The following is a 12,471-nucleotide window of genomic DNA, read 5'->3' on the forward strand; positions in this document are numbered from 1 at the left end:
GGCTCTCGGAACGTGACGACACGAGAAGACGGTAGGACCGACGATCAGCTCCGCGAGGTTCGGATCACGCGGGGATTCACCAACCACCCGGCGGGTTCGGTGCTGGTGGAGTTCGGCAACACCCGGGTGATGTGCACCGCGAGCGTCGAGGAGGGCGTGCCGCGCTGGCGCAAGGGTTCGGGGCTGGGCTGGCTCACCGCCGAGTACGCGATGCTCCCGGCCGCCACGCACACCCGCAGCGGCCGCGAATCGGTCAAGGGCAAGGTCGGCGGGCGCACCCAGGAGATCAGCCGCCTCGTCGGTCGTTCGCTGCGCGCGTGCATCGACCTCGCCGCGATCGGTGAGAACACCATCGCGATCGACTGCGACGTGCTGCAGGCCGACGGCGGCACCCGCACCGCGGCCATCACCGGCGCCTACGTCGCGCTGGTGGACGCCGTGACCTACCTGCGCGCCGCCGGGCGTCTGGCGGACCCCCAGCCCATCTCGTGCGCCATCGCCGCCGTCAGCGTCGGTGTCGTCGACGGACGTGTGCGCCTGGACCTGCCCTACGAGGAGGACTCGCGCGCCGAGGTCGACATGAACGTCGTCGCGACCGACACCGGCACCCTCGTCGAGATCCAGGGCACCGGAGAAGGTGCCACGTTCCCGCGGTCGACGCTCGACAAGCTGCTCGACTCGGCGCTCGCCGGCTGCGAGCAGCTGTTCGAGATCCAGCAGGCCGCGCTCGCCGAGCCGTACCCGGGCACGCTGCCGGAGCCGGCCGAGCCGAAGAAGAAGGCGTTCGGCAGTTGAGCGGCAGGATCCTGGTAGCCAGCCGCAACGCAAAGAAGCTCGGTGAGCTGCGGCGCGTGCTCGCCGCCGCCGGTATCGACGGCCTCGAGGTGATCGGCCTCGACGAGGTGCCGGAGTTTCCGGAGACCCCGGAGACCGGCGCGACCTTCGAGGACAACGCGCTCGTCAAGGCCCTCGACGGTGCCGCCGCCACTGGCCTGCCGTGCGTCGCCGACGACTCCGGGCTCGAGGTCGATGCCCTGAACGGCATGCCCGGCGTCCTCTCGGCTCGCTGGAGCGGTGCCCACGGAAACGACGACGCGAACACCGCGCTGCTGCTGGGTCAGCTGTCGGACACGCCGGACGAGCGGCGTGGCGCGGCCTTCGTGTCGGCGTGCGCGCTCGCGATCCCGGGCGCGGGCCCGATCGTGGTACGGGGAGAGTGGCGTGGGCGGATCGTCCGCGAGCCGCGCGGCGACAACGGATTCGGCTACGACCCCGTCTTCGAACCCGGTGGTGAGCAGCGGACGTCGGCCGAGTTGTCGCCGCAGGAGAAGGACGCGGCCTCGCACCGCGGACGCGCGCTGGCCCAGTTGGTGCCGGCCCTCGCGCAGCTCGCACGCCGATAGAGACGCACGAAGGGCCCGTCCTGACGGACGGGCCCTTCGTCGTGTGCGGGGTGGGATCAGACTCCGAAGTCGCGCTTCACCTGGACGGTGCGCCAGTGCTCGACGAAGAACGACAGGAACGGGACGGTGCCGGCCAGTAGCGTGCCGATCGTGCGGCTCGCAGGCCAGCGGACCTTCACGGCGAGGTCCATCGTGAGGATCAGGTACACGAAGTACACCCAGCCGTGCACGATCGCGATCCAGGTCGGCAGGTTGTCGACGCCGAAGATGTACTTCGCCACCATCTCGGCGGTGAGCACGAGCAGCCAGATACCGGTCGCGTACGCGAGTACCCGGTAGCGCAGGAGTGCCCCGGCGATCTTCTTCCTGTCGCCCTCCGTGGGCGTCGCCGGCGCGGGCGCGGTGGTCTGCTGTGGGGTGGTCTCGTTCGGGCCGCCGCTCACTTGTCGCTCCTATCGGACTCGCGAGCGGAGAGCCCGGCGAGGTAATCGTTGTACTCGAGCATCTGCCGAGACTCGGGATCATCGACGTCGTCGGACGACGTCCGCGCCTTCGGGCGCTCGGGAAGCAGCCCGTCGGGGACGTCGGTCGGTTCGTCCGCGGCCGCCTGCTCGTCGGCCTCGGCTCCGCCGTCCTCGAGCTGGACGAAGCGGCGGTATGCGTAGACGACGAATGCTGCGAACAGCGGCCACTGGAACGCGTAGCCCAGGTTCTGGCCGGTGCCGCCGGCCGCTTCGAATCGCGTCCACTGCCACCAGCCGAGCGCGAGGCATCCGGCGGCCGCGACGATCACCAACACGATCAGCGCGGGGCGTCGTTTTCGAACGGTTCTGGCCACACATCGACGGTACCCGAGGTGGGGAGCCTCCCCGTAGGGGTGCCTGGTGGTACTCGTCACCCGCAGTGCACCTGTCGGCCACCCCGCGCGGGGTCGGTCGGCCCGCATTTCACTCACCCGTCGGCGTCTGGCAGAATGAACCGCTGTTCGTCGCATCCGGTTACGCACCGCGCGACGGTCACAGGAGAGAGGCAAAACCGGACCCGCCACCCTGGCAGGTCGCCGAATTGCACGTGACACGTGTGCACTGGTGTGCGCACTGAAGGAGATACGCAGCAGTGGCTGTCAAGATCAAGCTCACCCGCCTCGGCAAGATCCGCAACCCGCAGTACCGGATCATCGTCGCGGACTCTCGCACCCGCCGCAACGGCCGTGCGATCGAGACCATCGGCAAGTACCACCCCAAGGAAGAGCCCTCGCTGATCGAGATCGATTCCGAGCGCGCTCAGTACTGGCTGGGTGTCGGCGCACAGCCGACCGAGCCGGTCGAGAACCTGCTGAAGATCACCGGTGACTGGCAGAAGTTCAAGGGCCTGCCGGGCACCGAGGGCACCCTGAAGACCAAGGAAGCCAAGCCGTCCAAGCTGGAGCTGTTCCAGGCTGCGCTGGCGCAGGCCGAGAACGAGCCGGTTTCCGAGGCCATCACCCCCAAGAAGAAGAAGGCCGCGAAGGAAGAGGCCGAGGCTCCTGCTGCCGACGCCGAGTCCACCGAGGCTGCCGAGTAATGAGCGCCGTTGTCGCCGATGCCGTGGAGCATCTCGTCCGTGGGATCGTCGCCAACCCCGACGACGTTCGCGTCGAGCTGATCACGGGGCGTCGGGGACGCACCGTCGAGGTGCATGTGCACCCCGACGATCTCGGTAAGGTGATCGGTCGCGGTGGTCGTACCGCGACCGCCCTGCGGACCCTGGTCTCCGGTATCGGGGGCCGTGGGATCCGCGTCGACGTCGTCGACACCGATCAGTAGTACGGCAGTGGAGCTCGTCGTAGGCCGCATCGCCAAGTCGCACGGCATCAAGGGAGAGCTGGTCGTCGAGGTTCGCACTGACGAGCCCGGCGAGCGGTTCGCCGTCGGCGCCGAACTGCGTGGCCGCAAGCCGCGCGAGCAGAAGCTGCGCACATTCACGGTGGAAGCCGCCCGGGAGCATTCCGGGCGGCTTCTGCTGCGCCTTCACGGTGTCGCGGATCGCACCGCTGCGGACGAGTTGCGCGGCACGCTGTTCCTGATCGACACCGCCGAACTGACCCCGTCCGACGATCCGGACGAGTTCTACGATCACGAGCTCGAGGGCCTGGCTGTGCGTATCGCCGCCGGACGACCCGACGCGGGCACGCCGGTGGGCACCGTGATCGAGGTATTGCATTCCGCTGCAGGCGAATTGCTGTCCGTTCGCCCGGAAGGGCAGACGTCGGGCGAACTGTTGATCCCGTTCGTCACGGCAATCGTGCCGACGATCTCGATCGCCGACGGCGTGATCGAGATCGATCCGCCGGAGGGCCTGTTGGACCCCGACTTCGGCGACAGCCGAAACGAGGAGTGACCGAACCGCCGTGCGTCTCGACGTAGTCACGATCTTCCCCGAGTACCTCGAGCCGCTGCGTGCTGCGCTGCTCGGCAAGGCGATCGACAAGGGGCTCATCTCCGTCGGCGTCCACGATCTGCGGCGCTGGACCCACGACGTGCACAAGGCCGTCGACGATTCCCCGTACGGCGGCGGACCCGGCATGGTCATGAAGCCGACCGTGTGGGGCGACGCACTCGACGAGGTGCTCACCGACGACGACGGTGAACCCGATTCCGAGGCCCTGCTCGTCGTCCCCACTCCCGCCGGCGTGCCGTTCACCCAGGCCACCGCGCACCGTTGGGCCGAGGAGAAGCACCTGGTGTTCGCGTGCGGCCGGTACGAGGGCATCGATCAGCGGGTGTTCGACGACGCGTCCCGACGGGTGCGTGTCGAAGAGGTCTCGATCGGCGACTATGTCCTGATCGGTGGCGAGGCCGCGGTTCTCGTGATGGTCGAGGCCGTGGTCCGGCTGCTGCCCGGTGTCCTCGGCAATCAGCAGTCGCACCAAGAGGATTCGTTCTCCGACGGATTGCTCGAGGGTCCCAGCTACACCCGTCCGGTGAGCTGGCGCGGACTCGACGTCCCGCCGGTGCTGCTGTCCGGCGATCACGCGAAGGTCGCGGCCTGGCGTCGGGCGCAGTCGTTGCAGCGCACGGCCGAGCGTCGCCCCGATCTCCTTTCCTGATCGGTTTCTCGAGCCCGCCCGAACATCATTGACCCGCAGCGGTCCCCGCGAGTAGGCATGAACTCGAGGTGACCGGCAATGACTGATGTCGACTATTGCGTCGTGGGGGCCGGATTTGCGGGGTTGACCGCGGCGCTACGCCTGAAACAGGCGGGCCGCTCGATCACGGTGCTCGAGGCGCGCGACCGGATCGGGGGCCGCACCTTCACCGAGACCCGCGACGACGGTGTGTGGATCGATCGCGGCGGGGCGTGGATCGGTCCCGGGCAGGACCGGATCCACGCGTTGATGACCGAATTCGGCGTCCCGAGCTACCGCCAGTACACCGACGGCGACGCGATGATGATGGTGGACGGCAAGAAGTATCGCTACCAGGGCACCATCCCGATGACGATGAGTCCGTGGGCCGTCGCCAATCTGGGGGCGGTGTTCCTCGAACTCGGTGAGCTGTGCAAGTCGATACCGCTGGATGCGCCGTGGGAAGCGAAACGCGCCGCGGAATGGGACCGGATCAGTCTCGCCAAGTGGCTCGACGACAACGTGCTCTCGAAGCCGGCCCACGAACTCCTCGAGATGGCGATCGCCGGCTGCTACACGTCGGCCGCGTCGGAGGTCTCGTTCCTGTTCGTGCTGTACCAGATGGCGTCGGGTGGCGGGCCGTCGTTCGTGCTCGGAGTGAGGGATGCCGCGCAGGACGCCCGCCCGGTGGGCGGCATGGGTGCGATCTATCGGCCGATGGCCGCCGAACTGGGGCGCTCGCTGCACCTGTCGCAGCCTGTGCGCGTGATCGAACAGGACACGGACGGGGTGACGGTCCGCAGCGACCAGGTGACGGTGCGGGCCCGCCGGGCGATCGTCGCGGTGCCGCTGGCGATCGCGGGTCAGATCCGCTACGAGCCGTTGCTGCCGGTAGATCGGACGTTCCTGCACCAGCGGATGCCGAGCGGATCGATTCTCAAGGTCGCGGTCCTCTACGACGAGCCGTTCTGGCGCGCCGACGGGTTGTCGGGGCAGTCCGCGGCGCCGGGTTCGGCGGCCATGGTGACGGTCGACGCTGGCACCGACGCCGCGCGGCCGGGAATCATGTGCGTCATAGTGGAGGGGCCGCAGGCCCGCGCGCTCGGCCGGATGACCCCCGCGGACCGGCGCGGCGCCGTTGTGGCCGCCCTCATCGAGCGGTTCGGGCCGCAGGCCGCCGCGCCGGTCGACTACGTCGAGCAGGACTGGACCACCGAGCGGTACTCGGGCGGCGGGATGCTCAGCCACGCCCCGACCGGGGTTCTCACCGAATTCGGTCCGGCGCTGCGCGCGTCGTGCGGCCGCATCCACTGGGCGGGCACCGAGAGTTCGGCGGTGATGTGCGGGTGGGTCGACGGAGCGGTGCGGTCCGGGGAGCGTGCTGCCCGTGAGGTGATCGCCGCGGAGGATCTCGTCGGGGCGGCGCGCGCCGACTAGTCGATCCGCCTCTGCGGGAACAGGGTTCGGGCCGCGTCGGTGATCGTCTCGCGCGCATGCGCGGCGCTGGCGTCGTCGACGGCGGCGGTCAGCGAGGTGTCCGGGTAGTAGTCGGTGTCCTCATCCCCGTAGTCCAGATCCTCGCGGGACAGCAGCACCAACACGTAGCGGTCGTCGGCGCCGACGATCCCGGTCGACAGGTGGGTCCAGCGATCGTCCAGGCAGCACATCCAGCCCTGCTTTACGGCCTTGACGGTCTCGTCGGGCAGGCCGTCGGGAATGCCGAACCGCTGGTCGTAGCCGTCCGCCGCGGTCGGGTGCGAGTTGCGCAGGTAACCGAGCAGCTCGTCGCGGTGCGGGGCGTCGAGCCCGCCGCGGCCGTCGAGCACCGCGGAGTAGTAGCCGACCAGGTCGGCGGCGGTCGTCTCGGTGTTCCACCAGTTGTCGTCGTAGGGCGCCGACGTCGTCGACAGGGCGTATCGGGACGCCACGTCGAGCACGAGATCGGAGGCGCCGTACTCGTTCCACAGTTCGTTCGCGGCGTCGTCGTCGGAGTCCTCGAGCATCCGCGCGACGAGGGTGTGCTCGTCCTCGGACAGTTCCAATTCGTCGGTGGACTCGCGGTAGAGGAGGTCGTCGGCGATGAACAGCTTCGCGACGGATGCGGTCGCGAACGGCTCGGTGTCGGCGAACGAGACGTAACGGTTCTGGTGCCGGTCCAGCAGAGCCAGGGTGAGGTCGGCGCCCCGGTCGGCGGCGTCGGAGACGGCCTTGCCGATCCGGCCCTCGAGGGTGGTCGGGACCGGATCCGAATCGACGGTCGCCGCCTGCACGGTGGCGTGCCGGCTGTCGGGGGTCGCGTCACCCGTCGTCTGCGCCGCGCACGAGGCGAGCACGCCCACCGCGAGGCACACGCCGCCGAGGCGTCGCGCCCGTCCTGCCACCGGTTCCTCCCGCGATCCGTTCGCCGGGCTCATGACCGACGCCTCGGACAGGCTAGCGGTAGGGTCGATCGCCGTGACGACTGCTCTCAAATCCGTGAACCAGCGCATCGCCGAAGAGCTCGACGTACGGGAGGGTCAGGTCGCCGCGGCCGTCGACCTCCTGGACGGCGGCGCCACGGTTCCGTTCATCGCCCGGTACCGCAAGGAGGTCACCGGCGGCCTCGACGACGCGCAGCTGCGCCAGCTCGAGGAGCGGCTGCGCTACCTGTGGGAACTCGACGACAGGCGGGTCGCGATCCTCGAGTCGATCCGCTCCCAGGACAAGCTCGACGCCGCACTCGAGCAGCAGATCATGCTCGCCGACACCAAGGCCCGGCTCGAGGACATCTACCTGCCGTACAAGCCCAAGCGGCGCACCAAGGCGCAGATCGCGCGCGAGGCCGGGCACGAACCGGTGGCCGATGCACTGATCGGTGACCCGACCGTCGATCCCGCCCGGTACGACGCCGAGCAACTCGAGGGTGCCCGCGCGATCCTCGTGGAGCGGTTCGCGGAGGACGCCGACCTCGTCGGTGAGCTGCGCGAGCTGATGTGGGCCCGCGGGCAGGTGGAGTCGTCGGTCCGCAAGGGCAAGGAGACCGAGGGCGCCAAGTTCGCCGACTACTTCGAGTTCTCCGAGCCGTTCGAGAAGCTGCCCTCGCACCGCATCCTCGCGATGTTCCGCGGCGAGAAGGAGGAGATCCTGTCGCTGACGCTCGCGTCGGATCGCGAGCCGCTCGAGCCGGGGGAGACCAGCCTCTACGAGGGCCGGATCGCGTCCCGCTTCGGGATCGCCGACCGTGGCCGTCCGGCCGACCGCTGGCTGCTCGACACCGTCCGTTGGGCATGGAAGACGAAGATGCTGATCACCCTCGGCATCGACACCCGGATGCGGCTGCGCCAGTCCGCCGAGAAGGACGCCGTCGACGTGTTCGCGGCCAACCTCAAGGACCTGCTGCTCGCGGCGCCGGCCGGCACCCGCGCGACGATGGGCCTGGACCCCGGCTTCCGCACCGGCACCAAGGTCGCGGTCGTCGACGCCACCGGCAAGGTCGTCGCGCACGACACCATCTACCCGCACCAGCCGCACAACAAGTGGGACCAGTCGCTCGCGACCCTGGCCGCGCTCGCCGCCAAGCACGGCGTCGAACTCGTCGCGATCGGCAACGGCACCGCATCGCGTGAGACGGACGCGCTTGCCGCCGAACTGATCTCGAAGTTCCCCGAGGCCGGCCTGACGAAGGTGATGGTCTCCGAGGCGGGCGCGTCGGTGTACTCGGCGTCGGCGTACGGGTCGCAGGAGCTGCCAGACCTCGACGTCTCGATCCGGGGCGCGGTGTCGATCGCGCGGCGTCTGCAGGATCCGCTCGCCGAGTTGGTGAAGATCGACCCCAAGTCGATCGGTGTCGGCCAGTACCAGCACGACGTGTCCGAGACGATGCTCGCGCGCTCGCTCGGCGCGGTCGTCGAGGACGCTGTGAACGCGGTCGGCGTGGACGTCAACACCGCGTCGGTGCCGCTGCTGTCGCGGGTGTCGGGCATCGCCGGTTCGCTCGCCGAGAGCATCGTCGCGTTCCGCGACCAGAACGGTCCGTTCCGCAGCCGCAAGGGGCTCAAGGACGTGCCGCGACTCGGGCCGAAGGCGTTCGAGCAGTGCGCCGGCTTCCTACGGATCCCGAACGGTGACGACCCGCTCGACGCGTCCAGCGTGCACCCCGAGGCATACCCCGTGGTGCGCCGGATCGTGCAGTCCTCCGGCTCGGGGGTGGGGGAGTTGGTCGGCAACACCGCCGTCCTGCAGAAGCTGCGGCCGGCCGACTTCGTCGACGAGAAGTTCGGTCTGCCGACCGTCACCGACATCATCGCCGAGCTGGACAAGCCGGGCCGCGACCCGCGCCCGGAGTTCAAGACGGCCACGTTCGCGGCCGGGATCGAGAAGGTCGCGCACCTGAAGCCCGGCATGGTGCTCGAGGGCGTCGTGACCAACGTGGCCGCGTTCGGCGCGTTCGTCGACGTGGGCGTCCACCAGGACGGCCTGGTGCACGTGTCGGCGATGTCGCGCACGTTCGTCAGCGACCCGCGCGAGGTCGTCAAGTCCGGTGACGTCGTGAAGGTCAAGGTGCTCGAGGTCGACGTCGAACGCCAGCGCATCGGGCTGACGTTGCGCCTCGACGACGAGGTCGGTGCCCCGAACGGGCCGCGCGGCGGACAGCGTCAGGGCGGTCAGCGTCCGGGTGGCCAGGGCAACGGCGGTCAGCGTCAGAGTGGTCAGCGGCAGGGTGGTCAGGGTCGCGGTGGCCAGGGCCAGGGCCAGGGCCGGGGCCGGGACCGGCGCGCCGAACAGCGGCCCGCGAGCGGCTCGATGGCGGACGCGCTGCGCAAGGCCGGTTTCGGCAAGTAGCGGTGAGACCGAAGGAGCCCCGGGACCGGTGTCCCGGGGCTCCTTCGCGGTCTGGGGATTCAGTAACCGCCGATGCCCGTGCCGATCAGCATCACGCCGATCACCAGCAGCAGGACCGCCATCACCGCGGCGTTGTTGGCGGTCAGCCACGTCTTCAGGTTGTTCAGCCACGAGGTCGCGCGCTCGCGCATGGTGAAGTAGCCGATCACGGGGACGGCCACCGTGCACGCCGCGAGCACCGTGAACACCACTCCCGCGACGACGATCGTGCCGACGGGTGCGCCGAGCTGAGACACCGCGACCGCGGCACCGACGATCATCAACAGGTTCTTCGGGTTGATCGCCGACAGGGCGAAGCCGAGCCCGAGCGCTTTGACGGGTGTCACCTTGTCGATCGCGGCGAGCCACCCCGGCATCGACGGTTCCTCGCCGGGGGCCGGACGTCCCCGCCACTGCTTCACGGCCAGGGCCAGCAACAGGGCGCCGAGGACGATCCGGATGGTCGCGGTCACGGCGTTGCCGTCCGAGTTCGACGACAGGTCTATCGCGCTGCCGATCACCACGAACAGTGCGTACGCAACCGCAATCCCGAGGATCCAGCCCGCGAGGAAGGTTGTCGCGGTGCTTCCGGCGCGAGGTGTGAGCAGCATCAGAATCGTCGCGATGATCGGAATCGGACTGATCGCGACGCCGACGGCGAGGGGGAGCACGTCCCCGATAGCGGTACCCATCCTCGAATGTTGGCAGCGAAGGCCCCGGCGCGGCCCACCCGTTGTGGGTGAATCGCCGGATCCGACTCCGGCTTTCGCGGTACCCGAACAGATGGAAAGCTCATCGTTCATGCAGCCGATCGCGTCAGTACCCACAGACTCCTCCGGTGCGCCGAAGAACATGGTGTGGGTCCCCGGGGGAACGTTCTGGATGGGATCGGAGGATTTCTACCCGGAGGAGCGTCCGGTCCATCAGGTCAGCATCGACGGCTTCTGGATGGACACCCACCAGGTGACGGTCGCCGAGTTCAGGCGCTTCGTGAAGGCCACCGGCCACGTGACGACCGCGGAGCTCGCGCCCGATCCGGCCGACTACCCCGACGCCGACCCGGCGCTGCTCGTCCCCGGTTCGCTCGTGTTCACCCCGCCCGACCGACCGGTCTCGCTCGACAACTACCAGCAGTGGTGGTCGTGGGTGCCGGGCGCGGACTGGCGGCATCCGGAAGGCCCCGGCAGCAACGTCGGGGGCCGCGAGCGGCACCCCGTCACACATGTCTCCTACACCGACGCGCTCGCGTACGCGGCGTGGTCGGGCAAGGAACTGGCAACCGAGGCCGAATGGGAGTTCGCGGCGCGCGGCGGACTCGACCGCAAGACATACGTGTGGGGCGACGAGTTCACGCCGGGCGGCAGGCATCAGGCGAACACGTGGCAGGGACAGTTCCCGTGGGAGAACCTGGCGGAGGACGGATTCGTCGGCACGTCGCCGGTCGGCAGTTTCCGGCCCAACGGCTACGGCCTCGACGACATGGCAGGCAACGTGTGGGAGTGGACCACCGACTTCCACACCGTCGACCACAGCGCGTCCGGCAGGAACGTCGCGCCCGCGTCGTCGTGCTGCATTCCGCGCAACCCGCGCGTGGAGGTAGGCGAGGCGCGTGACGGCGAGGTGTACCCGCGCCGGGTGATCAAGGGCGGATCGCACCTGTGCGCGCCCAACTACTGCGTGCGCTACCGTCCGGCGGCCCGACAGGGGGAAACCGAGGAGACGTCCACCTGCCACATCGGGTTCCGCTGCATCGTCCGTGGTCGGGTCCCTTCCTGATGCGACACTGGCTCGAACGGGAGATCATCGCCAACGGTCGGCTCCCGCTGCTGTTCTTCCTCCTCGGATTCCTGCTCGCGTTCCTTTTCATCCGGGTCAGCGTCCGGATGATCCGAGCCGAGGTGCGGTGGTGGCCCGGGAACATCACCCCGGGCGGGCAGCACATCCATCACGTCGTGTTCGGGGTGGTGACGATGTTCGCCTCGGGCGTCGCGCTGATCGCGGTGTACGAGAACGCGACGCAGGCGACCGGTGCGGTGATCGCCACGTTCTTCGGGATCGGCGCGGCCCTCGTCCTCGACGAGTTCGCCCTGATCTTCTACCTCAAGGACGTGTACTGGTCCGATCAGGGCCGGGCGTCGGTGGACGCGGTCTTCGTCGCGCTCGCGGTGACCGGGTTGCTGCTGCTCGGATTCCAGCCGCTCGAACTGCTCGATATCACCGAGTGGCGCGAGGATCCGCACGTCGCGGTCCGGGTGACCATCGTGGTTCTCGCGGTCGTCAACCTGGCCCTGGCCGCGATCGTCATCCTCAAGGGCAAGATCTGGACGGGACTCGTCGGGCTGTTCGTGTTCCCGATCCTGTTGGTCGGCGCGATCCGGCTGAGCCGGCCCGGCGCGCCGTGGGCGAGATGGCGATATACGGCGAAGCCCCGCCGGATGCAGCGCGCGATCGAGCGTGAGAAGCGGTTCCGTCGCCCGATGATCCGGGCGAAGATCTATGTGCAGGACCTTGTCGCAGGTAAACCGAGCGTCGAGCATGCGCTGACGGCCACCGAGGCGGAGCTCGAGCGCACCGTGCAACCCGCACCGGCGCCGATTTCCACGCATGGTGCGGCGTCTGGCACAATGGTCGGGTTGCCTGGTGAAGGCGACTCAACTTGATCTGAGCACGAACCAGTCGAGCCACGGCCGCTCGGTTCCTCTGCTCCTGCGAAAAACGCAAGGATGGAACAACCATGAACACCTTGGATTTCCTGGACGCCAAGTCCCTCCGCAACGATATTCCGGAGTTCCGCGCCGGTGACACCCTGAACGTGCACGTCAAGGTCATCGAGGGCTCGAAGGAGCGCGTGCAGGTCTTCAAGGGCGTCGTGATCCGCCGCCAGGGCGGCGGCGTTCGCGAGACCTTCACCGTCCGCAAGATCTCGTTCGGCGTCGGCGTCGAGCGCACCTTCCCGGTCCACAGCCCCAACCTGGCCCAGATCGAGGTCGTCACCCGCGGTGACGTCCGTCGCGCCAAGCTGTACTACCTGCGCGACCTGCGCGGCAAGGCTGCGAAGATCAAGGAAAAGCGCTGAGCTTCGACGCTCTGAGCTACTTCGGT

At 68.9% G+C, this 12,471-nt stretch carries 15 protein-coding genes; 11 read left to right on the forward strand and 4 right to left on the reverse strand.

The genetic code is table 11. From position 1 onward, the window contains the following. The first annotated feature begins 12 nt into the window (after positions 1 to 12). Together rph and rdgB are read left to right on the forward strand one after the other, a co-directional pair. Positions 13 to 795, forward strand: coding sequence for a ribonuclease PH (gene rph / locus HUN07_RS10375; RefSeq protein WP_114719511.1), 783 nt, complete (start codon positions 13 to 15; stop codon positions 793 to 795). Then, positions 792 to 1,403 carry an RdgB/HAM1 family non-canonical purine NTP pyrophosphatase gene (gene rdgB, locus HUN07_RS10380; protein ID WP_174909553.1) on the forward strand — a complete coding sequence of 204 codons (612 nt, stop codon included), beginning with the start codon at positions 792 to 794 and terminating at the stop codon, positions 1,401 to 1,403. Before rph ends, rdgB begins: the two co-directional genes overlap by 4 nt. A 56-nt stretch (positions 1,404 to 1,459) precedes the next feature. On the opposite strand, the gene HUN07_RS10385 is transcribed toward rdgB, so the two are convergent. Then, complete coding sequence (locus tag HUN07_RS10385; protein ID WP_114719515.1) at positions 1,460 to 1,846, reverse strand: DUF3817 domain-containing protein; 387 nt, start codon at positions 1,844 to 1,846, stop codon at positions 1,460 to 1,462. Then, complete coding sequence (locus HUN07_RS10390) at positions 1,843 to 2,241, reverse strand: transcriptional regulator (RefSeq protein ID WP_114719517.1); 399 nt, start codon at positions 2,239 to 2,241, stop codon at positions 1,843 to 1,845. Before HUN07_RS10390 ends, HUN07_RS10385 begins: the two co-directional genes overlap by 4 nt. 278 nt (positions 2,242 to 2,519) lie before the next feature. Here HUN07_RS10390 and rpsP point away from each other — a divergent pair, with 278 nt between their 5' ends. The 5 genes from rpsP (at position 2,520) to HUN07_RS10415 (ending at position 5,946) form a co-directional block, all read left to right on the forward strand. Beyond that, complete coding sequence (rpsP, locus tag HUN07_RS10395; RefSeq protein ID WP_114719518.1) at positions 2,520 to 2,966, forward strand: 30S ribosomal protein S16; 447 nt, start codon at positions 2,520 to 2,522, stop codon at positions 2,964 to 2,966. Beyond that, complete coding sequence (locus tag HUN07_RS10400; protein WP_003939023.1) at positions 2,966 to 3,208, forward strand: RNA-binding protein; 243 nt, start codon at positions 2,966 to 2,968, stop codon at positions 3,206 to 3,208. Before rpsP ends, HUN07_RS10400 begins: the two co-directional genes overlap by 1 nt. 7 nt (positions 3,209 to 3,215) lie before the next feature. Next, positions 3,216 to 3,782, forward strand: a complete 567-nt coding sequence (rimM, locus tag HUN07_RS10405; RefSeq protein WP_114719520.1) for a ribosome maturation factor RimM — start codon at positions 3,216 to 3,218, stop codon at positions 3,780 to 3,782. 10 nt (positions 3,783 to 3,792) lie between these two features. After that, positions 3,793 to 4,491 carry a tRNA (guanosine(37)-N1)-methyltransferase TrmD gene (gene trmD / locus HUN07_RS10410; protein ID WP_114719522.1) on the forward strand — a complete coding sequence of 233 codons (699 nt, stop codon included), beginning with the start codon at positions 3,793 to 3,795 and terminating at the stop codon, positions 4,489 to 4,491. A 78-nt stretch (positions 4,492 to 4,569) separates the two neighbouring features. Then, positions 4,570 to 5,946, forward strand: coding sequence for a flavin monoamine oxidase family protein (locus tag HUN07_RS10415; protein WP_174909555.1), 1,377 nt, complete (start codon positions 4,570 to 4,572; stop codon positions 5,944 to 5,946). Here the strand turns inward: HUN07_RS10415 and HUN07_RS10420 are convergent. Next, positions 5,943 to 6,923 (reverse strand): serine hydrolase, encoded by a 981-nt coding sequence (locus tag HUN07_RS10420; RefSeq protein ID WP_174909556.1) that lies wholly within the window; start codon positions 6,921 to 6,923, stop codon positions 5,943 to 5,945. The two genes, HUN07_RS10415 and HUN07_RS10420, sit on opposite strands and share 4 nt — an antisense overlap. 40 nt (positions 6,924 to 6,963) lie before the next feature. On the opposite strand from HUN07_RS10420, the gene HUN07_RS10425 reads away from it, so the two are divergent. Beyond that, the gene (locus HUN07_RS10425; RefSeq protein WP_174909558.1) at positions 6,964 to 9,330 is read left to right on the forward strand and encodes a Tex family protein; all 2,367 of its coding nucleotides are present in this window, start codon (positions 6,964 to 6,966) and stop codon (positions 9,328 to 9,330) included. A gap of 59 nt (positions 9,331 to 9,389) precedes the next feature. Here HUN07_RS10425 and HUN07_RS10430 read toward each other — a convergent pair whose 3' ends face one another. Beyond that, positions 9,390 to 10,061 carry a GAP family protein gene (locus tag HUN07_RS10430; RefSeq protein ID WP_174909560.1) on the reverse strand — a complete coding sequence of 224 codons (672 nt, stop codon included), beginning with the start codon at positions 10,059 to 10,061 and terminating at the stop codon, positions 9,390 to 9,392. A gap of 109 nt (positions 10,062 to 10,170) precedes the next feature. Between HUN07_RS10430 and HUN07_RS10435 the strand changes: the two genes are divergently transcribed. The 3 genes from HUN07_RS10435 (at position 10,171) to rplS (ending at position 12,445) form a co-directional block, all read left to right on the forward strand. Next, positions 10,171 to 11,145, forward strand: coding sequence for a formylglycine-generating enzyme family protein (locus tag HUN07_RS10435; protein WP_174914613.1), 975 nt, complete (start codon positions 10,171 to 10,173; stop codon positions 11,143 to 11,145). Then, positions 11,145 to 12,029, forward strand: coding sequence for a hypothetical protein (locus HUN07_RS10440; protein WP_114719532.1), 885 nt, complete (start codon positions 11,145 to 11,147; stop codon positions 12,027 to 12,029). Before HUN07_RS10435 ends, HUN07_RS10440 begins: the two co-directional genes overlap by 1 nt. Before the next feature lie 74 nt (positions 12,030 to 12,103). Then, positions 12,104 to 12,445 (forward strand): 50S ribosomal protein L19, encoded by a 342-nt coding sequence (gene rplS, locus HUN07_RS10445; RefSeq protein WP_031939962.1) that lies wholly within the window; start codon positions 12,104 to 12,106, stop codon positions 12,443 to 12,445. Positions 12,446 to 12,471: the final 26 nt, after the last annotated feature.

The sequence above is a fragment of the Rhodococcus sp. W8901 genome (assembly GCF_013348805.1).
Classification (GTDB): domain Bacteria; phylum Actinomycetota; class Actinomycetes; order Mycobacteriales; family Mycobacteriaceae; genus Prescottella.

Bases quoted from the DNA above. Each gene is read 5' to 3' on its own strand.
- HUN07_RS10400 (WP_003939023.1), top strand. From the start codon at position 2,966: ATGAGCGCCGTTGTCGCCGATGCCGTGGAGCATCTCGTCCGTGGGATC.
- HUN07_RS10440 (WP_114719532.1), top strand. From the start codon at position 11,145: ATGCGACACTGGCTCGAACGGGAGATCATCGCCAACGGTCGGCTCCCG.
- HUN07_RS10435 (WP_174914613.1), top strand. From the start codon at position 10,171: ATGCAGCCGATCGCGTCAGTACCCACAGACTCCTCCGGTGCGCCGAAG.
- rplS (WP_031939962.1), top strand. From the start codon at position 12,104: ATGAACACCTTGGATTTCCTGGACGCCAAGTCCCTCCGCAACGATATT.
- HUN07_RS10415 (WP_174909555.1), top strand. From the start codon at position 4,570: ATGACTGATGTCGACTATTGCGTCGTGGGGGCCGGATTTGCGGGGTTG.
- HUN07_RS10420 (WP_174909556.1), bottom strand. From the start codon at position 6,923: ATGAGCCCGGCGAACGGATCGCGGGAGGAACCGGTGGCAGGACGGGCG.
- HUN07_RS10430 (WP_174909560.1), bottom strand. From the start codon at position 10,061: ATGGGTACCGCTATCGGGGACGTGCTCCCCCTCGCCGTCGGCGTCGCG.